The organism is Sphingomonas sp. CV7422, from assembly GCF_027945725.1.
Classification (GTDB): Bacteria; Pseudomonadota; Alphaproteobacteria; order Sphingomonadales; family Sphingomonadaceae; genus Sphingomonas; species Sphingomonas kyungheensis.
Genome location: NZ_CP115900.1, coordinates 3,551,197 through 3,570,037, shown reverse-complemented (window position 1 = coordinate 3,570,037; position 18,841 = coordinate 3,551,197). Strand labels below are relative to the sequence as shown.

At 70.5% G+C, this 18,841-nt stretch carries 16 protein-coding genes; 8 read left to right on the top strand and 8 right to left on the bottom strand.

The features are described 5' to 3' along the window. Positions 1-249: 249 nt before the first annotated feature. Positions 250-993 carry a YebC/PmpR family DNA-binding transcriptional regulator gene (locus PBN85_RS16865; RefSeq protein WP_037535258.1) on the bottom strand — a complete coding sequence of 248 codons (744 nt, stop codon included), beginning with the start codon at positions 991-993 and terminating at the stop codon, positions 250-252. A gap of 30 nt (positions 994-1,023) precedes the next feature. Continuing rightward, complete coding sequence (locus PBN85_RS16860) at positions 1,024-1,563, bottom strand: DUF1003 domain-containing protein (protein WP_037535337.1); 540 nt, start codon at positions 1,561-1,563, stop codon at positions 1,024-1,026. Positions 1,564-1,704: 141 nt separating this feature from the next. Here PBN85_RS16860 and PBN85_RS16855 point away from each other — a divergent pair, with 141 nt between their 5' ends. After that, positions 1,705-3,171 carry an ATP-binding protein gene (locus tag PBN85_RS16855; protein ID WP_271299706.1) on the top strand — a complete coding sequence of 489 codons (1,467 nt, stop codon included), beginning with the start codon at positions 1,705-1,707 and terminating at the stop codon, positions 3,169-3,171. A gap of 136 nt (positions 3,172-3,307) precedes the next feature. Here the strand turns inward: PBN85_RS16855 and PBN85_RS16850 are convergent, their stop codons facing one another. Next, positions 3,308-4,240: a DUF808 domain-containing protein gene (locus tag PBN85_RS16850; RefSeq protein ID WP_271299705.1), complete on the bottom strand. Its 933-nt coding sequence runs from the start codon at positions 4,238-4,240 to the stop codon at positions 3,308-3,310. A 47-nt stretch (positions 4,241-4,287) separates the two neighbouring features. Further along, on the bottom strand, positions 4,288-4,908 hold the full coding sequence (locus PBN85_RS16845; RefSeq protein ID WP_271299704.1) for a DUF2238 domain-containing protein: 621 nt from the start codon (positions 4,906-4,908) through the stop codon (positions 4,288-4,290). An 80-nt stretch (positions 4,909-4,988) separates the two neighbouring features. Here PBN85_RS16845 and PBN85_RS16840 point away from each other — a divergent pair, with 80 nt between their 5' ends. The 3 genes from PBN85_RS16840 to PBN85_RS16830 are packed head-to-tail and all read left to right on the top strand — an operon-like array spanning position 4,989 to position 8,016. After that, entirely contained in the window at positions 4,989-7,058 is a 2,070-nt protein-coding gene (locus PBN85_RS16840) for a S9 family peptidase (protein WP_271299703.1), read from the top strand. Further along, positions 7,055-7,624: a DedA family protein gene (locus PBN85_RS16835; RefSeq protein ID WP_037535254.1), complete on the top strand. Its 570-nt coding sequence runs from the start codon at positions 7,055-7,057 to the stop codon at positions 7,622-7,624. Before PBN85_RS16840 ends, PBN85_RS16835 begins: the two co-directional genes overlap by 4 nt. Continuing rightward, positions 7,621-8,016, top strand: a complete 396-nt coding sequence (locus PBN85_RS16830; RefSeq protein ID WP_271299702.1) for an acyl-CoA thioesterase — start codon at positions 7,621-7,623, stop codon at positions 8,014-8,016. The genes PBN85_RS16835 and PBN85_RS16830 overlap by 4 nt, the downstream gene beginning before the upstream one ends. A gap of 6 nt (positions 8,017-8,022) precedes the next feature. Here PBN85_RS16830 and PBN85_RS16825 read toward each other — a convergent pair whose 3' ends face one another. From PBN85_RS16825 to PBN85_RS16815, 3 genes are all read right to left on the bottom strand, one after another. Beyond that, on the bottom strand, positions 8,023-8,670 hold the full coding sequence (locus PBN85_RS16825; RefSeq protein WP_271299701.1) for a hypothetical protein: 648 nt from the start codon (positions 8,668-8,670) through the stop codon (positions 8,023-8,025). A 129-nt stretch (positions 8,671-8,799) separates the two neighbouring features. Next, positions 8,800-10,644 carry an AsmA family protein gene (locus tag PBN85_RS16820; protein ID WP_271299700.1) on the bottom strand — a complete coding sequence of 615 codons (1,845 nt, stop codon included), beginning with the start codon at positions 10,642-10,644 and terminating at the stop codon, positions 8,800-8,802. A 114-nt stretch (positions 10,645-10,758) separates the two neighbouring features. Next, positions 10,759-10,920: a DUF1674 domain-containing protein gene (locus PBN85_RS16815; protein WP_081793114.1), complete on the bottom strand. Its 162-nt coding sequence runs from the start codon at positions 10,918-10,920 to the stop codon at positions 10,759-10,761. A gap of 60 nt (positions 10,921-10,980) precedes the next feature. On the opposite strand from PBN85_RS16815, the gene PBN85_RS16810 reads away from it, so the two are divergent. The 4 genes from PBN85_RS16810 to purH all read left to right on the top strand — a co-directional run bounded on the left by PBN85_RS16810 (position 10,981) and on the right by purH (position 16,806). Further along, on the top strand, positions 10,981-12,285 hold the full coding sequence (locus tag PBN85_RS16810) for an RsmB/NOP family class I SAM-dependent RNA methyltransferase (protein ID WP_271299699.1): 1,305 nt from the start codon (positions 10,981-10,983) through the stop codon (positions 12,283-12,285). 74 nt (positions 12,286-12,359) lie between these two features. Next, positions 12,360-13,031, top strand: coding sequence for a ribulose-phosphate 3-epimerase (rpe, locus tag PBN85_RS16805; RefSeq protein ID WP_271299698.1), 672 nt, complete (start codon positions 12,360-12,362; stop codon positions 13,029-13,031). Beyond that, a complete protein-coding gene (locus PBN85_RS16800; protein ID WP_271299697.1) occupies positions 13,028-14,764 on the top strand; it encodes a heparinase II/III family protein in 1,737 nt (578 codons plus the stop codon). The genes rpe and PBN85_RS16800 overlap by 4 nt, the downstream gene beginning before the upstream one ends. A 479-nt stretch (positions 14,765-15,243) precedes the next feature. Further along, entirely contained in the window at positions 15,244-16,806 is a 1,563-nt protein-coding gene (gene purH, locus PBN85_RS16795; protein WP_271299696.1) for a bifunctional phosphoribosylaminoimidazolecarboxamide formyltransferase/IMP cyclohydrolase, read from the top strand. 461 nt (positions 16,807-17,267) lie between these two features. Here the strand turns inward: purH and PBN85_RS16790 are convergent, their stop codons facing one another. Next, the gene (locus PBN85_RS16790; protein WP_037535247.1) at positions 17,268-18,782 is read right to left on the bottom strand and encodes an oligosaccharide flippase family protein; all 1,515 of its coding nucleotides are present in this window, start codon (positions 18,780-18,782) and stop codon (positions 17,268-17,270) included. Between the last annotated feature and the right edge of the window lie 59 nt (positions 18,783-18,841).

Genomic DNA, 18,841 nt, shown 5'->3' with positions numbered 1-18,841 from the left:
TCCTTTGCGCTCTCTGCGCCTCTGCGCGCGACACCTCTTCGCGTCTTCGCGGCTCTGCGTGGATCTTCTCCCCGGCAGTCTGCGGCGGGCAGGGGGGATTCGCGCGACGACGCGAAGACGCGAGACGGCTTCGCCCGGTACGCGCAATCCGTGATCCGGCAGACGGAGAGTGCGGCCCGCTGGCGCGGGATGCCGCAGCCGCGGGCGCGACCCTCCGCGCCTCCGCGCCTCCGCGTGAACCCGACAGGATCAGCCGAGCTTCTCCATCACCTCGTCAGAGACCTCGTAATTGCCCCAGACGGTCTGCACGTCGTCGTCGTCGTCGAGCGTGTCGATCAGCTTGAACAGCGTCGCCGCATCGGCTTCGTCGACCGACACCATCGTCTGCGGCCGCCAGGCGAGCTTGGCGCCTTCGGGTTCGCCGAGCACCGGCTCGAGCGCCTTGGCGACTTCGTGCAGGTCGCCGACCGCGGTCCAGATCTCATGCCCGTCCTCGGACGAGGAGACATCCTCCGCGCCCGCTTCCAGCGCCGCCTCGAACACCGTCTCGGCGTCGCCGGCGCTGGCGGGATAGCTGATCAGGCCCATCCGGTCGAAGGCATGGCTGACCGATCCGCTCGCGCCGAGGTTGCCGCCGTTCTTGCTGACCGCGGTGCGCACGTTGGTCGCGGTGCGGTTGCGATTGTCGGTCAGCGCCTCGATGATAAGCGACACGCCGCCGGGGCCGAAGCCCTCGTAGCGGATCTCCTCGTAGCTTTCGGTATCGCTGCGGCTCGCCTTGTCGATCGAGCGCTGGATATTGTCCTTGGGCATCGACTGCGCCTTGGCGGCGTTGACCGCGGCGCGCAGCCGCGGGTTCATGTCGGGGTCGGGCAGACCCATCTTCGCCGCGACGGTGATTTCGCGGCTGAGCTTGGAGAACATGCCCGAGCGCTTCTTATCCTGCGCGCCCTTGCGATGCATGATGTTCTTGAACTTGGAATGGCCTGCCATGGACTGCCTCTAACCGATAATCCCCGGCCCTTAAGCCGAAGGCATGGTTTTCGCCAGTCCGTCGATCTTCGCCTCGATTGCGGCGAGCCGGTCGAGCACCAGTCCGTCGAGCTTCTGGTGCAGCCGCAGGATGTCGAGCTCGGCGCGCAAATTGGTCTCGTAGTCGAGGCTGGCGGCGAGCCGGTCCTTCGACGCCTGCCGGTTCTGGCTCATCATGATCACCGGCGCCTGGATCGCGGCGAGCGTCGACAGCATCAGGTTGAGGAAGATGTAGGGATAGGGATCGAACGCCATGCCGACATGCGCCAGCACGTCGGTGTTGAGCAGCATCCAGCCGAGCAGCACGACGGTGAAGGCGATGATGAAGCCCCATGATCCGCCCACCGCCGCCACCCGGTCGGCGAGCTGGTCGCCGATGCTGGCGTGGGCGTCGGCCTCGTCGGCGGCGTCGCGGCTGACGATCGTGCCGGCGTCGATACTGCTGAGCACACGCCGTTCCTCGGGATCGAGCGCATGCGGCGATTTGCGTAGCAGGCGCTGGGCGAGGTCGGCGAGCGGGGTTTGGTGCATCAAATGGTCGTCCTTCGTGGTATAGTCCACTTTGGTCATACCTGTCGTTCGACCGTCCGGCAATCACTGCGGCACGTCCGGCCGGCGTCCGCCGCAAAGCGCTTGCCCCGAGGCCCCCGGATACGCCACACGCTGCCGGCAATGACCGTCAGCGTAGACATGGGCAGCGACGAACGCGGCGCGCCCGTGACCATGGACCTCGAAGAACTGCTCGCCACCCGTCTGCTCGTCCAGGGCAATTCCGGGTCGGGCAAGTCGCATCTGCTGCGCCGCCTGCTCGAAGGATCGGCGGGGCAGGTGCAACAGGTGGTGATCGATCCGGAGGGCGATTTCGTCACGCTCGCCGGACCATATGGCCACGTCGTGATCGAGGCGGCGGATTATTCGGTGCCCGAGATCGCACGCATCGCCACCCGCCTGCGCGAACATCGCGCGTCGGTGGTGCTCAGCCTCGAAGGGCTCGAGGCGGAGGGGCAGATGCGCTGCGCCGCCGCCTTCCTGTCGGCGCTGTTCGACGCGCCGCGCGAACATTGGTATCCGGCGCTGGTCGTCGTCGACGAGGCGCAATTGTTCGCTCCCGTCACCGGCGGCGAGGTCGCCGAGGAGGTGCGCCGCGCCTCGCTGTCGGCGATGACCAATCTGATGTGCCGCGGGCGCAAGCGCGGGCTCGCCGGGGTGATCGCGACGCAGCGGCTGGCGAAGCTCGCCAAGAACGTCGCGGCGGAGGCGAGCAACTTCCTGATGGGGCGCACCTTCCTCGACATCGACATGGCGCGCGCCGCCGATCTGCTCGGCATGGAGCGGCGGCAGGCGGACGTGATCCGCGATCTGGCGCGCGGCACCTTCCTCGCCTTGGGGCCGGCGGTGTCGCGACGGCCGCTGACCGTGAAGATCGGCCAGGTCGCCACCTCGGCGCGCAGCGGCAGCCCCAAATTGACGCCGCTGCCGAGCGCCCCGGCGGAGAATCTGCAGCAACTCATCTTCGCGCCGCCGCCCGAGGAGGCGCCGCAGCTGCCGATGGCGTTCGAATCGCGCCCGCGCCGCGTTCCCGCGGACGAGCTGCTCGACACGATCGAGCGGCCGGCGACGCAGCCGACGACGCTCGCGCCGCTGCCCGACAAGACCGACGAGGAGGTCGAGGCGATCTATGCCGCGGTGCTGGAGGCGATCGTCGCCGATCGCGATTCGGCGCTGCGCCCGCCGTCGGTGCTGTTCCAGGATTTCCAGGTGCGCTGCCGGATGGCCGGCCTCGCCAAGCCGCCGCTCGACCTGCCCGGCTTCACCCGTCGGCTGTCGGCGGCACGGGCCGGCATCTTCGACGTCACCGACCCGCAATGGGCGGAGGCGATGGAGCTCGCCTATTCGCTGCCCGACGACATGATCGGCGCCTTCCTGCTCGTCGCGCGCGCCGCGAAGAACGGCGAGCCCTGCCCGTCGGACACGGCGCTGGCAGAGACCTATGGCACCAGCTCGCTCGGTCGCGTGCGGCGGCTGATCGGCTATATCGAGAGCCGCGAATTGTTCGTCGCGCGGGTGGACCTGTCGGGCAAGCGCTCGATCACCATCCCGCGGCTCGGCTGGACGACGGCGGCGAGCGAGGCGGGGTAGGGGCATCGAGGCCCGCCGGTCGACGGGCTCAGGGCTAACGGTGTGGGAGATGAGCGCACCCCCCGCTTTCCCACCGTTCGGGCTGAACCTCTCGAAGCCCGCCCGTCCTTGATCGCCACCTTTATGTCGGCGCGCCTCAATGCGTCTTGCGCGGCAGCAGGTGCAGCGCGCCGACGATCGCGCCGCCGACGATCAGCCCGACGATCCCCGATCCTACCGCGGTCACCAGCCACGACACCACGCCCGGCAGCTCGCCGACCGCCGCCGCGGCACCTTCGGCCGCGGCGTGGAGCGCATGGGGCAGGCCGGTCAGGCCGAACGCCTCCAGCCCATGAACGATGATGCCGCCGCCGACCCAGACCATCGCCGCGGTGCCGATCAGCGACAGCGCGTCGAGCACCACCGGCATCGCCGCGACCAGCCCGCGCCCGAACGCCTGCACGCCCGCGCCGGGCCGTCGGGCAAGATGCAGGCCGATGTCGTCCATCTTCACGATCAGCGCGACGATGCCATAGACGCCGATCGTGATCGCGATCCCGACCACCGCCAGCGCGATCGCCTGGTTGAGCAATGTCTGGTCGCCCAATTCGCCGAGCGCGATCGCCATGATCTCGCCGGACAGGATCAGGTCGGTGCGCACCGCGCCCGATACCTGCCGGTCCTCCAGCGTCTTGGCATCGGTCGCGACCGCCGCCGCGGCGTCATGGCCGTGGCCGGTGAGCGCGCCGACGATCTTCTCCGCCGCCTCGAAGCACAGATAGGCGCCGCCGAGCATCAGGATCGGCGTGATCGCCCAGGGCGCGAGCGCGCTCAGCACCAGCGCGGCCGGAAGCAGGAACAGCAATTTGTTGCGCAGCGACCCGAGCGCGATCTTGCCGATGATCGGCAGCTCACGTGCCGGGCTGAGGCCGACGACATAGGTCGGCGTCACCGCCGTATCGTCGATCACCACGCCCGCCGCCTTGGCGCCCGCCTTGCCCGCCGCGCCGGCGACGTCGTCGAGGCTCGCCGCCGCAAGCTTCGCCATCGCCGCGATATCGTCGAGCAACGCCACCAGTCCGCCGGCCATCGTCTGTCCCCTTGTTATGGCGGCGTCATGCCCGGCAGGGCGGAGAGTTACAACCGACCGGCGATCAGTCGGTCGTCGATCCGCGAAAGCGTCGCCAGTGCACAGGCGGCGCCGATCAGGCACGTCAGCATGTCCCATTGCGTGTCCCAAGGATCGCCCTGCGTCCCCAGAAAGGCGTCTGCACCCTGTCCCAGCGCCTGCGCCGCGCCGAACTCGATCAGTTCATACGCCGCGCTGATCGCCAGGCAGAAGGCGAGCACTGCCAGAGTGCAGAATTTGCCGCGCCGGATCAGGCCGCGTCCGATGACCAGTTCGCGCAGGACGATCGCCGGGACGAAGCCTTGCAGAAAATGCCCAATACGATCGAACGGGTTGCGCGTCAGATGCAGCCAGTCCTGCAGCACGTATCCCACCGGCACCTTGGCATAGGTATAGGCGCCGCCGACCATCAGGACGAGGCCATGGATCCCGATCAGCGCCAGCGCCAGTCCACTCGCCCGCCAGCGCCGGCGCGTCGCGATCAAGCCGGCCAAAACGATCGGCGCAGGCGCCACCTCCATCATCCAGGTGCTGCGATCCACGGCGATTGTAAGGGACATGGCGAGGCCGATGCTCCAGACGGAGGCGATCAGGCTCAGGCGGCGGATATACAGCTGGTCGTCGGTCACGGCGCGATGTTGCCGGAACGCTGCGGAAAGTCGATCGCGCCGTGCGTCGACTTGGCAGGGCGGTACGTTATGAGAGCCGTATGACCGAACCGAACGTACCTACCCCGCCCGTCGCCGCCCGGCGCCCGCACAGCTTCACCGCGCACGGCATCACCATCGAAGATCCCTATGCCTGGCTCAAGGACCCGGACTATCCCGACGTCGGCGACCCCGACGTGCTCGCCTATCTGGAAGCGGAAAACGCCTATTTCGAACAGGTGATGGCGCCGCACCAGCCGCTGGTCGACCGGCTGTACGAAGAGATGAAGGCGCGCATCAAGGAAGACGAATCCTCGGTGCCGCAGAAGGACGGCGACTGGCTCTACTGGACCGCGTACGAGACCGGCGGCCAGTATCGCAAATGGTGGCGCAAGCCCGTCACCGGCGGCGACGATGAGTTGCTGCTCGACGAGCCGGCGCTTGCCGAGGGCAAGGAATATTTCCGTCTCGGCGCCTTTGCGGTGAGCAATGACGGCCGTCACCTCGCCTATGCGATCGACGACAGCGGCGCCGAGCGGTTCGAGGTGCGCGTCAAGAATCTCGATACCGGCGAGCATCTGCCCGAGGTCATTCCCGGCATGCTCTCCGACATCGTCTGGACGAGCGACGATGCCGGCTTCCTCTACGGCCTCGCCAACGACCAATGGCGGACCGACAATGCCCGCTTCCACCGGCTCGGCACGCCGGTCGAGACGGATATCGAGCTGTTCCACGAGGCGGACGAGGGCTATCGCGTCGCGGTCGGCGAGACGAGCGACCGGCAGTGGCTGGTGATCAGCACCGGCGATCACGTCACCAGCGAGGTGCGGCTGCTCCCCGCGCACGATCCGCTGGCAACGCCGATCCTCGTCGCGCCGCGCCGGCCGGGGCGCGAATATGACGTCGACGCGCATGACGGCACGCTGTTCATCCACACCAACGACACCGATCCGATGTGGCGGCTGTGCACCGCGCGTATCGACGCGCCGGGTGAGTGGCAGGAGCTGATCCCCGCCGACCCGCATTTCTACATGACCGGCGTCGAATGCTATCGCGACTTCTTCGTCGTCGAAGGCCGGCTCGACGGGCTCGATCAGATCGCGGTGCACCGCTACGACGCGCCGCGCGAACCGCAGCCGATCGCCTTTCCGGAAGCGAGCTATGCCGCGGGCCTCGGCGACAATCCCGAATATGCGGTCGACACGCTGCGCCTCGGCTATGAGTCGATGGTGACGCCCGGCACCGTCTACGACTATGACGTCGCGACCGGCGCGCTGACCGTGCGCAAGGTGCAGGAGATCCCCGCCGGCTATGACGCCGCCGGCTATCGTACCGAGCGGCTCAAGATCGCCGCGCGTGACGGCACCGAGATTCCGGTGTCGATCGTCTACCCCGCCGGCTTCCGGCGCGACGGGTCGCAGCCCGTGTTCCTCTACGCTTATGGCGCCTACGGCTATGCGATCCCGCCGGGCTTCTCGACCGGGCGGCTGTCGCTGCTCGATCGGGGGTTCGCTTATGCGATCGCACATATCCGCGGCGGCGACGATCTTGGCCAGCAATGGTATCACGACGGCAAGCTCGACAAGCGCACCAACACGTTCAACGACTTCGTCGATGTCGCGCGCGGCCTGATCGCGGGCGGGTGGACCAGCGCCGGACGCATCGCCACCGCCGGCCGGTCGGCGGGCGGCGAGCTGATGGGGGCGATCGTCAATTCCGATCCCGCTCTGTGGGGCGCGGTGATCGCCGACGTGCCGTTCGTCGACGTGCTCAATACGATGATGGACGCCGATCTGCCGCTGACGCCGGGCGAATGGCCCGAATGGGGCAATCCGATCGAGGACAAGGCCGCGTTCGAACTGATCCGCAGCTACAGCCCCTACGACAATGTCGTCGCGCAGGCCTATCCGCCGCTGTTCATCTCGGGCGGGCTCAACGATCCGCGCGTCACCTATTGGGAGCCGGCGAAATGGGCGGCCAGGCTGCGCGCCACCAAGACCGACGATAACGTGCTGCTGCTCAAGACCAATATGGGCGCGGGCCACGGCGGCAAGTCGGGCCGGTTCGAATCGCTGCGCGAGGCGGCGGAGGAACATGCCTTCGTGCTCTGGCAGCTCGGGATCGACCGCTGAGTATCGAGGCGCTCATCGCCGAATACGGGCTCGCCGCGGTTTTCCTCGGCGCGGGGATCGAGGGCGAGACGATGGTGCTCGCCGGCGGTCTGTTCGCGCATGAGGGGATGCTGTCGCTGCCCGGTGCGATGATCGCCGCCGCGACCGGTTCGTTCGTCGCGGACCAGGCGTTCTTCGCCGCCGGGCGCCGCTTCCGCAACCATCGCTGGGTGCAGCGCGCGCAGGCCAAGCCCGCCTTCGCCAAGGCGCTCGACACGCTCGAACGCCATCCGATCGGCTTCATCTTCGTGTTCCGCTTCCTTTACGGGCTGCGCACGGTCAGCCCGATCGCGATCGGCACGACGCAGGTGCCGGCGCGCACCTTCCTGTGGATCAACGCGGTCGCCGCGGCGGTGTGGGGCGTGCTGTTCACCGGCCTCGGCTATGTGTTCGGCACCGGCATCGCCGAATTGCTCGGTCGCTATCGCCCGCACGGGCGGCAGTGGCTGTGGGTGGCGCTCGCCGCGCTGGTGCTGGGGACCGTGGTCGCCGCGGTCCGCTGGTGGCGACGGCGGCGGCAGGCATGAGCCGCTTCACTTTGTCGATCACCGCCACGGCGGACGACATCGACGAGCTCGGCCATGTCAACAATGCGGTGTGGGTGCGCTGGATCCAGGACATCGCCGTCGCGCATTGGGCGGCGGTGGCAAGCGAAGCGGATCAGGCGGCCTTGGTCTGGGTCGTGACGCGCCACGCGATCGACTATCGCGGCAACGTCGCGGCGGGCGAGACGGTGACCGGCGAGACCTGGGTGCCCGAGCCGCCCAAGGGCGCGCGCTTCGACCGCCACGTCCGCTTCACCGGCGCCGACGGCCGGGTCAAGGTGGAAGCGGTGACGACCTGGGCGTTGCTCGATCGCGCCACCGGGCGGCTGCTGCGGGTGCGGCCCGAGCTCGCCGCGCCTTTTCTGGCGCGTTGACCGGCATTACAGCCGGCCGAATACCGCCTCGAACCCGGCGCGATCGCCCGCGGCGAGGAAGCGCGCCTGTTCGATCCAGCGATCGCGCGCGATCCGGCCGGAGAACGGCCCGAGCTGCGCATCGAGCCGCGCCGCCTCGTCGTCGGTGAGCGCGGCGATCTGGCCGACCGTGGTGATACCGAGTTCGCCAAGGCGCGCGGCGAGCTTGGGCCCGAGGCCCTTGAGCGTGCCGACCGGGGCGTCGGCGGGCGAATCGGCCGGCGCGGAGGCGGCCTCCATCGCGGGCGCGGCATCGAGCGGCGCGGCGGCGGCGATCGGCTCGTTCGCGATCGGATCGGGCGCGGCGATCGCTTCGGCGGGTGCGGGCGGCGTCACGGGCTGAACGGGCGCCGCCGGTGCGACAGGCACGACGCGCGGGGCAGGGGCAGGAGCAGGCGTCGGCTCGGGCGGTGCGGCGACCTCGGCATTGTGGCTGGCGATCTCGCGCTCGGCGGCCTTGCGCTGGCGCTTGAGGCGCGCGCCCCAGACGATGGCGACGATCACCGCGATCGCAAACAGCGCGATCACCGCGAGATGCGCGATGGTGAAAGCGCCGGTGGTGTCGGGGATCAGGCTGGCACCGGAGGCGCCGCCGGCGGTGGCGGTATCATTCATGACGGCGATCCTACCGGCGCAGCCGCCGCGCGGCGAGCAGAAAGCGCCTCGTCATCCGGTGTTTGGCGGATTTGCCGCGGCCGGCCGTCGGAACGGCGGGGCAGCCGCGCGCTGGCGCGGCCGTCACCGTCACCGCAGCGCGCGCGCCACCAGCCCGGCGCAATCGGCGTCGGTCGCGCTCGGCCCCTGCCGGCCGGTGATCGCGCGGCCGATCGCCTTGAAGATGTTGCCGACCGATTTGACCTCGGGCGGCACGGTCAGCACCGGATCGCTGAGGCTGCCGGTGACATAGGCCGATCCGGGCAGCCGCAGCAGGCTGTGCCCCTTGGGTGCGCCGGTCAGCCGCAGGTCGATCCGTTCGTCGGGAAAGCGGATCGTGCCGCTGCCGTGGAGCTGGCTGGCGCTGGTGTCGACGACCAGCGGCGCGGCCTCGCCCCGCCCGCCGTGCACCGGCAGCGCGAGCACCAGACAGCGCAGCCGCGCGCTGTCCGCCCCGCCCGCGAGCAGCGCCCGCCCCGCGTCGAAACCGAGCGCGGCGGCATAGCGCGCCGGCAGCGAGCCGTCGCGGATGGTGAGGCCGATCCGCCCGTCGGACCGGCCGATCGCGCTGCGGATCGTATCGCCGCGCCCGCTCAGCCGCGCCAAAGCGGCGACGCGCCCGGTGAACGCGCCCGCATCGCCGGCCAGCGCCTCGATCCGCGTGCCGACGAGGCGCAGGTCGACACCGAGCCGCGGCGTCTTCGCGCCACCCCGCTGGTCGACCGTCACCGTGCCGCGCGCCGTTCCGCCGGCGAGGCGGATGGTCAGCGGCGCGACGCGCAGCCGCGACCGGTCGAGCGTCAGCACGCCGTCGATCCCCGTCACCGAAGTGCTGCCGCCATGGCTGAACACGCGCGCGACGCGCACCGCGATCCGCCCGTCGGTGCGTGCGACGTTGGCGAGGTTGATGCGCGTGTCCGGCACCAGCCGCGGGCCGATCCGACGTTCGAGCGCGGCGCCCGCCGCCTTGCCCTCGTCCGACGACAGATCGTCGAAGTCGAACCGGCGCGATGCGATCGCGCCGTCCAGCCTGGTGCGCCCGTCCTGCTTGTCGACGGTGACATGGCCGGACAGGTCGGAGCGTCCGATCGTGCCTTTGAGGTCGGTGACGATCCAGCGCGGAGCCTGGTGGCGGACATGCGCGGTGAGCGCGACCGGCTGCGTGCCGAACAGCCCCGCCTCGATCACCGCATCGATCAGCCGCAGGTCGGCGGCGCGCGCGGTGACGTCGAGCGTCATCGCATCGGTATCGAGCGGCCGGTCGGTGCTGCCGCGCGCGTGCAGCGACAGCGCGGTGCCGGTGATCGTCGCGGTGAACGGCCACGGCCCCGCCACCGGCTGCGCGACCGAGGCGCCGTCGACCGCGATCCGCACCGCGGTGCCGCGCACCGTGCCGCTGCCGGCGGCGTGCAGTCCGTTGGCATCCGAGGTGAAGGCGACATCGGCGGTCCGCTGCCGCTTGGCGTCGCGATAGGAGATGCGGCTGTCGCGCACGGTGAGGCCGCGCAGATCGGTCGACGCACCGCCGCGCTCGGGCTCACCCGGGCGCGACCAGTTGGTGCGGCCATCGGCGGCGCGGACCAGCGCGAGCTGCAGCCCCTCGACGACGATATCGCGAGGGCGGAAGGCGCCGGTGAGCAGCGGCCAGAGCGGGAAGCGGACGCGCGCTTCGCGCAGGCGCAGGAATTCTCCCGATCCTGCCCAATCCGCCTGCGCGATGCGGACGCCGCGCACCGCGATCGTCGGGGTGAAGCCGATCGTGTCGATCCGCGTCATCGAGTCGATGCTTACCGCCCGCCCGAACCGTTTGCCGAGCCGGTCGGCGACGATCGGCTTGAGCAGCCCGAACGGAAAGGCGGCGACGGCGAGCAGCAGCACGATCAGGCCGATACCACCCGCGGCAAGGCCGCGCCGCGCGCCGCGTCCGATCGTCAAGACACGCTCCGGGCGCTGCCAAGGATTAACATCGATCATGGACGCATATGCGCGAACGATTGTTCCGATCCGGGGACGGTCCGAAACGGCGCCCCCCGCGCGTCCGCCCGACGGTCAGAAATCGACCGCGATGCCCTTCAGCTCCCAGTCGCCGTAGCGCGTCGGGTTGAGCCCGAGCGGATCGGGCTGGGTCGACGGCTTGGCCTCCGGTGTCGGGACCGGCGGGTTGCGGCTGAGGTAGGCGGGCGGCTTCACATGCGCAGGACGTTGGCCCATCGCGGCTCTCCGGTCTAAGGGGAGGGATTCATATCGTCATCAGCCGCAGGTAAGACAAGTTTGCCCCGATCTCCGAATAGCGATTCCGATGCCCTCGGCACCCCATCGCGCCGCGCTGCGCTGCGCCTGCTCGATGCGGTGCTGCGGCGGGGCGAGCCGCTCGAACAGGCGCTGGTCGCGGCGACGCGCCATGTCTACGGCCCCGACCGCGGTCTCGCCCATGCGATCGCCGCGGAGGTGTTGCGGCGGCTGCCGGACCTCGACGCGCTGATCGATTCGGTCACCGAACGGCCGCTGCCCGACGATGCCAAGGCGCGGATGGCGCTGCGTATCGCGCTCGTCCAGGCGCTGGTGCTCGGCACGCCGCATCATGCCGCGATCGCCACCGTGCTGCCGCTGGTCGACGGCGGCCCGCGCAAGCTCGTCCATGGCGTGTTCGGCGCGATCGTCCGGTCGGGCGTGCTGCTTCCCGAGCTGCCGGCGCTGCCGCCGCTGGTCGAGGCGCGCTGGGAGGCGGCCTGGGGGCCGGCGATGACCGACGGCGCGGCGCAGGCGATCGCCGCACCGCCGCCGCTCGACATCACGCTCGCCGATCCGGCGGAGACCGAACAGTGGCGCGTCGCGCTCGGCGGCACCAGCCTGCTGCCCGGCCACGTCCGCGTCGCCGATGCGGGATCGGTGACCGAGCTGCCCGGCTTTGCCGAGGGGCGCTGGTGGGTGCAGGACATCGCCGCCTCGCTGCCGGCGCGGCTGCTCGCCGATGCGGTGCGCCAGCAGGGCGAGGCGCCGGCGCGCGCGATCGATCTGTGCGCCGCGCCGGGCGGCAAGACGCTCCAGCTCGCCGCCGCCGGCTTCACCGTTGCCGCGGTCGACGTGTCGAACGCGCGGATCAAGCGGCTGCGCGAGAACCTGTTCCGCACCCGGCTCAAGGCCGAGGTGATCGCCGGCGACGTGTTGCGCTGGCAGCCCGAGGCACCCGCCGACGCGCTGCTGATCGACGCGCCGTGCAGCGCCACCGGCATCTTCCGCCGCCATCCCGACGTGCTGCACCGCGTCCATCCGCCAATCGTCGAGGAGATGGCGGCCCTGCAGGCGCGGCTGTGGGCGCGTGCCGCCGACTGGGTCCGCCCCGGCGGATCGCTCGTCTTCGCGACGTGCAGCCTCGAACCCGCCGAGGGCGAGGCGCAGCTCGCCCGCTTCCTCGCCGACCGGCCCGATTATGCGATCGACGCACCCGCCGCGGCGCTGCTGCCCGAGGGGATACCGGTCCATGCCGAAGGCTATGTCCGCACGCTGCCGGGGATGCTCGCCGCGGCGGGCGGCTGCGACGGCTTCTTCATGGTGCGGCTGCGGCGGCAGGGCTGAGCAGTGAAATTGCGCTCCGGCGCCGATCCTTAAGCGCATTGTAATAGAGTGGCAGGCGGTTAGAGAGAAAGGCCATGCAACCGGTCCGCATCGCCCCCTCGATCCTTTCCGCCGACTTCGCCAGACTGGGCGAGGAGGTGCGGGCGATCGACGCGGCGGGCGCGGACTGGATCCACATCGACGTGATGGACGGCCATTTCGTCCCCAATATCACGATCGGCCCGGCGGTGGTGAAGGCGCTGCGTTCGCACACCACCAAGCCGTTCGACGTCCATCTGATGATCTCGCCGGTCGACGCCTATCTCAACGCCTTCGCCGAGGCGGGGGCGGACGGGATGACCGTTCATCCCGAGGCGGGGCCGCACATCCACCGCACGATCCAGCATATCAAGGGGCTGGGCAAGCGCGCCGGGGTCGTGCTCAATCCCGGCACGCCGGCCAAGATGCTCGACTATCTCATCGACATGGTCGATCTGGTGCTGGTGATGAGCGTCAATCCGGGCTTCGGCGGGCAGACGTTCATCGATAGCCAGCTCAAGAAGATCGCCGCGATCCGCAAGATGATCGACCAGACCGGCCGTGCGATCGACCTGGAGGTCGACGGCGGCGTCGATCCCGCGCACGCCGCGCGCTGCATCGCCGCGGGCGCCGACGCGCTCGTCGCCGGCACCGCCGTCTTCCGCGGCGGGCCGGACCATTATGCCGCCAATATCGCCGCGCTGCGCGGCGTGCCGGCGGCGGGATGAACGAGATCGCGCCGATCGAACCGCCCCAGGACGGGGTGGAGGGGGGCAAGCGGCTGATGCGCGTCGGCGGCGACCGCGGGCTCAGCCTCGCCGAGCGCCTCGCCGAACGGCTGCACCGGCTGACCTGGCGCACGCCGATCCACGGCATGCGGCTGAAGGGCCGCTATCCGCTCAAGCTGATCGCGGTGCCCGACGATCCGGTGATCGGTGACGTCGGCCGCGGCCGCGCGCTGCTCGGCGGCGAGCTGAGCTTCCGCGGCGAGACGCATCCGATCGACACGCTCGCCTTCAAGCGCGGCGAATGGGGCCGGCCGTTCGCCGATTACGTCCACAGCTTCGCCTGGCTGCGCGACCTGTCGACGGTCGCGACGCGGGCGCAGGGTGCGCCGATCGCCGAGGCGCTGATGGCGCGCTGGCTGGGCGATTATGCCGAGCGCGTCGATGCGCTGGCGTGGCGGCCCGACCTGTGGGGCCGGCGCATGCTGTTCTGGACCGCGCATGCGCCGCTGATCCTGTCGTCGACCGATCTCGTCTACCGGTCGAGCGTGCTCAACACGCTGGCGCGCGGCGCGCGGCATCTCGACCGCGGTGCCGACAAGGCGCCCGCCGGCGCGCCGCGCATCGCCGCCTGGTGCGGCGTCGTCGCGGCGGGGCTGCTCATTCCCGGCGGCGATCCGCGCCGCAGCTTCGGCGAGGCGGGGCTGGCGCGCGCGCTGGCGAGCGGCCTCAGCGAGGATGGCGGGTCGGTGTCGCGCAGCCCGGCGATGCTGCTCGACACGATCATGCTGCTGGCGATGCTGCGCGAAACCTATGCGGCGCGGCGCGAGGAGATGCCGGCGGGCGTCACCGCGGCGCTGACCCGCGCGGTGCCGGCGCTGCTCGGCGTGATGCACGGCGACGGCATGGTGGCGAGCTGGCAGGGCGGCGGACCGGCGACCCCCGATGCGCTCGCCGCGGTGATCGCCGCAAGCGGCGTGCGGACGCGGCCGCTGCGCCAGGCGCGCGACTGGGGCTATCAGCGGCTCGCCGCCGGTGGCGCGGTGCTGATCGTCGATGCCGCGCCGCCGCCGGTCGCGCGGCTGGTCGAGGGCGGCTGCGCCTCGACGCTGGCGTTCGAATTCTCCGACGGCGCGACGCGGCTGATCGTCAATTGCGGCGGCGCGCGCGCCGCGGTGCCGCAGCTGCCCGCCGCTTATGCCGAGGCGCTGCGCACCACCGCGGCGCATTCGACGCTGACCGTCGGCGATTCGAATTCGACCGCGATCCTCGCCGACGGCACGCTCGGCCGCGGCGTCGCCGAGGTCGAGCTGTCGCGCCAGGAATCGGATGTCGCCAGCCGGATCGAGGCGAGCCACGACGGCTATGTCCGCCGCTGGGGCTTCATCCACCGCCGCCAGCTGATGCTGACCGGCGACGGCAAGGAGCTGCGCGGCGAGGATGCGCTGCTGCCGCAGGGGCGCCGCCGCAAGCTCGGCGTGGTCCCCTTCGCGGTGCGCTTCCACCTCGGCGCGGAGGTCGAGGCCTCGCCCACCGCCGACGGGCTCGCCGCCCTGCTGCGCCTGCCCGGCGGCGCCCTGTGGCAGTTCCGCTGCCGCGGCGGCTCGCTGACCATCGAGGATTCGCTGTGGATCGACGGCGAGGGCCGGCCGATCGCCACCCAACAGCTGGTGGTGAGCGGCGAGGCGCCGGCGGGCGGCGCCAATGTGAGCTGGGCGCTGAAGCGGGCAATTTGAGGGGGGGCTGCGTCGGCCCCCTGCGAAGCCTCCTTCGTCATGCCGGACTTGGTCCGGCATCCACCGTTCCGCAGGAGCGTAAGTCGTTGATCTCGCGGCGCCGTGGACCCCGGAACACGTCCGGGGTGACGGCTCGTTTTGGGAGAGGCCAGAACGGTTGCAGAGATCTTGCGAGAGCGGGGAGTGCTGTTTCTCGCAAGCCGGTGCTCTGCTTGGCCACTGGATTCCCGCCTGCGCGGGAATACTGGTGCTGTTGGAAACCGTGTGGGCCTGTCAGGGCTCCCGTGCGGCTTTGTGATTCAGCGTCCGGGCGGACCCGCGGCGCGGCGCAGACGCGCTCCCTCCCCACCGGCACCGGCGCGCCTTGCGTCACCGCCTGCCTCGCACCGGGACGCCGATCCGCGTCGCCAAGTGTCTGATCGCCCTGTTCCCGGCCGGCATCCCCGGCTAGGGGGACGCGCGACAGCCAAGGAGTCCCCATGTCGACGATCGCCATCCGCCGCGCCCTGCTCTCCGTCTCCGACAAGACCGGCATCGTCGATCTCGCGCGCACGCTCGCGGACAAGGGCGTCGAGCTGGTGTCGACCGGCGGCACCGCCAAGGCGCTGCGCGATGCAGGACTGACGGTGCGCGACGTGTCGGACCTCACCGGCTTCCCCGAGATGATGGACGGTCGCGTCAAGACGCTCCACCCGATGGTGCACGGCGGGCTGCTCGCGGTGCGCGACGATGCCGACCATGCCAAGGCGATGCAGGAACACGGCATCGGCGCGATCGACCTCGTCGTCGTCAATCTCTACCCGTTCGAGGCGACCGTCGCGCGCGGTGCCGATCGCGACACGGTGATCGAGAATATCGACATCGGCGGCCCGTCGATGGTCCGCTCCGCCGCCAAGAACCACGCTTATGTCGCGATCGTCACCGATCCCGCCGATTATGCGAGCCTCGCCAGCGGCGAGACGACGCTCGACCAGCGTCGTGGCTTCGCCGCCAAGGCGTTCGCCGCCACCGCCGCCTATGACGGCGCGATCGCGCGCTGGTTCGGCACGGTCGATCAGGGCGAGACCTTCCCGCCGCTCTTGCCGCTGACGCTGAAGCGCGCCGCCTCGTTGCGCTACGGCGAGAACCCGCATCAGTCGGCCGCCTTCTATACCGCCAGTGACGGCGTGCGCGGCATCGGCCAGGCGCGGCAGGTGCAGGGCAAGGAGCTGAGCTACAACAATCTCAACGACGCCGACGCCGCGCTCGAGCTGGTCGCCGAATTCCGCGACGCCGCGCCGACCTGCGTCATCGTCAAGCACGCCAATCCCTGCGGCGTCGCCACCGCCGGCAGCCTCGAACAGGCCTATGCCGAGGCCTTCGCCTGCGACACGGTGTCGGCATTCGGCGGCATCATCGCGGTCAACCGCCCGCTCGACGGCGCGATCGCGCGGGCGATCGCCGGCATCTTCACCGAAGTGGTGGTCGCGCCCGATGCCGACGAGGAGGCGCTCGCCGCCTTCGCCGCCAAGAAGAACTTGCGCCTGCTGCTCACCGGCGAGCTGCCCGATCCCCACCGCGCCGGCCTGTTCGCCAAGGCGATCGCCGGCGGCTGGCTGGTGCAGGATCGCGACGCGGGCGTGCCGGGCGATCTCCAGGTCGTGACCAAGCGCCAGCCGAGCGCGCAGGAGCTCGCCGACTGCCGCTTCGCCTGGACGGTGGCCAAGCACGTCAAGTCGAACGCGATCGTCTATGCGAAGGATGGCGCGACCGCCGGCGTCGGCGCGGGCCAGATGAACCGGCTCGAATCGGCGCGCATCGCCGCGTGGAAGGCGAAGGACGCCGCCGACAAGGCCGGCTGGGCGAGCCCGCGCACGATCGGTTCGGCGGTGGCGTCGGATGCCTTCTTCCCCTTCGCCGACGGACTGCTCGCCGCGGTCGAGGCGGGGGCGACGGCGGTGATCCAGCCGGGCGGCTCGATCCGCGACGAGGAGGTGATCGCCGCCGCCGACGCCGCGGGGCTGGCGATGGTCTTCACCGGCATGCGCCACTTCCGCCACTGATCGCGGGCGCGCCGCCGGCGGTGGCGCGATAGTCCAAGCCAAAGCCATATCCCCGCGCAGGCGGGGATCCAGTGGCCAAGCAGAGCGACGGTCTGCGGCACGAAGAACACTGGGTTCCCGCCTGTGCGGGAGCACGAATATGGCTCTGCAGACATCTTACCGGCCGAGGACTGGTCTTGGCCGTGCGCCCGCATGAGCCACGCCGCTTCCGCAAGCAACTCTCCGCGCCTCAGCGCCTCCGCGTGAACCAACGTCGTCGGCTTCATTCGCAGAAGGACGAAGGGTCACGCGAAGACGCGAAGGCGCAAAGACCAGAGTTCACGCGGAGGCGCGGAGGCGCGGAGAAGGTGTTCGGGGGATGCCGTCTCTACCCTCAAATTTAGAGAGAGCAGGGCCCCGCATCCACGCCCTCTTCGCGGCTTTGCGGCTTCGCCGCTTCGCGGGAAACGCCCGGCAGCCGCTCAGCGGACCGGCGATCCGACATTGGGCAGCGTGGCCTCCTCCGCTTTCGGCATCTTGCCGAACAGCGCGCGGTCGGCGGGGCCGAACGCCCAGCGCCACAGCACGAACAGATAGGTCGCCGCGATCGCCGGCTCGCCGCCGATCAGCTCGAGCCATTCGAAGCGCGGCGGCAGCGCGGTGAACAGGCCGCCGACCGCCGCGGCGGCGAGGATCGCGGCGAGCAGCGGCCAGCGCCACGGCGAGACCGGTGCGGCGAGGATCCGTCCGAGCAGCCCCGCCTTGACCACCGAGGTCAGCGCGACGCTGATCATCAGCGCCACCGCCGGCCCCGCCGCCTGCCACATCGTCGGCCAGCCGAGCCGCCGCATGCCGACGATCAGCGCGAAGCTGAGCGTGATCTGCACCGCGAGCATGACGATCGAGATCATCAGGTTGCGGTGCCGCGCCGTGTAGACCAGCGCCGATTCGCACACCGCCCCGGTCGAGGCGAGCACCTCGGCGGCGAGCAGGAAGCCGAGCGCCGCACTGCCCGCGACGAACTGCGGCCCGACCACGCCCATCACCGCGCCCGCCGGGATCGAACCCATCAGCGCGAGGCCCGCCTGCGCCGCCATGATCCAGAACGCCACCTGCCGCACCTGCTGCGCGATTGCGGCGCGGTCGTCGATCGCGAGGCTGCGCGTGATGACCGGGCCGAGGATCGGGTCGAAGCTGGTCTTGAGCTTCTGCGGCAGGCTCGCGACCTGCTGCGCCATGTAATAGATGCCGACGATCTTCGGTTCGAACATCACGCCGAGGATGAAGCGATCGACGTTGCGGCTGCCCCATTCGAGCGCATCGGCGCCGGCGAGCGGCGCATTGGCGCGGGCGAGCGCGAACAATTGCCCCGGATGCGGCGACCAGCCGCGCGGCAGGCCGTAGCTGCGCAGGAAGGGCACGAAGCTGGCGATCAGCGCCGCGGTCATCGACGCGACATAGGAGAGCACCAGCCCGTCCTTGATCGTGAAGAAGGAGAAGACCCAGGCGGCGATCGAGATCGTCCACGGCTCGACCACCGCGCGCGCGGTCACCGCCGCCTTGACGTCATGGCGATAGGCGAGCGCCGACAAACTGACGTCGGACCAGGCCACCGCGACGATGATGCACGGCAGGAACCGGTCGAGCCCGGTCACCTGCGTATTGGCGTACATCACCTCCGGAAAGGCGATCAGCACCGCGCTCGCCGCGATCGACAGGATGAAGGCGAGCGCCAGCGCATCCCAGACGACGCAGACGTGCGGCTGATCCGAAGAGGACAGCGCCTGCGCCAGCCCGCGCTTGAGCCCGAGCGTCGCAACCAGCGCGGCGAGCTCGACCACCACCACGGCGAGCGCGAAGCGGCCGACGAGGTCCGGCCCGTACAGTCGCCCGGCGATGAACAGGAACGGGATGCGCGCGGCCAGCCGCAGCACGAAGCCGGCGATATTGGTGCGCCCCCCCTTGGCGAGGGCGTCGATGTCCTTGGATTGCGTCACGGGCGGGCGATCACGGGCGCGCCGCATCCACCCTCACCCTGCGCCGCCTGCGGTGTCGT

What these genes read in the sequence shown, in the direction of transcription:
- PBN85_RS16865 (WP_037535258.1), bottom strand. Translation starts at nt 993, where the DNA reads ATGGCAGGCCATTCCAAGTTCAAGAACATCATGCATCGCAAGGGCGCG.
- PBN85_RS16860 (WP_037535337.1), bottom strand. Translation starts at nt 1,563, where the DNA reads ATGCACCAAACCCCGCTCGCCGACCTCGCCCAGCGCCTGCTACGCAAA.
- PBN85_RS16855 (WP_271299706.1), top strand. Translation starts at nt 1,705, where the DNA reads ATGACCGTCAGCGTAGACATGGGCAGCGACGAACGCGGCGCGCCCGTG.
- PBN85_RS16850 (WP_271299705.1), bottom strand. Translation starts at nt 4,240, where the DNA reads ATGGCCGGCGGACTGGTGGCGTTGCTCGACGATATCGCGGCGATGGCG.
- PBN85_RS16840 (WP_271299703.1), top strand. Translation starts at nt 4,989, where the DNA reads ATGACCGAACCGAACGTACCTACCCCGCCCGTCGCCGCCCGGCGCCCG.
- PBN85_RS16830 (WP_271299702.1), top strand. Translation starts at nt 7,621, where the DNA reads ATGAGCCGCTTCACTTTGTCGATCACCGCCACGGCGGACGACATCGAC.
- PBN85_RS16825 (WP_271299701.1), bottom strand. Translation starts at nt 8,670, where the DNA reads ATGAATGATACCGCCACCGCCGGCGGCGCCTCCGGTGCCAGCCTGATC.
- PBN85_RS16815 (WP_081793114.1), bottom strand. Translation starts at nt 10,920, where the DNA reads ATGGGCCAACGTCCTGCGCATGTGAAGCCGCCCGCCTACCTCAGCCGC.
- rpe (WP_271299698.1), top strand. Translation starts at nt 12,360, where the DNA reads ATGCAACCGGTCCGCATCGCCCCCTCGATCCTTTCCGCCGACTTCGCC.
- PBN85_RS16800 (WP_271299697.1), top strand. Translation starts at nt 13,028, where the DNA reads ATGAACGAGATCGCGCCGATCGAACCGCCCCAGGACGGGGTGGAGGGG.
- purH (WP_271299696.1), top strand. Translation starts at nt 15,244, where the DNA reads ATGTCGACGATCGCCATCCGCCGCGCCCTGCTCTCCGTCTCCGACAAG.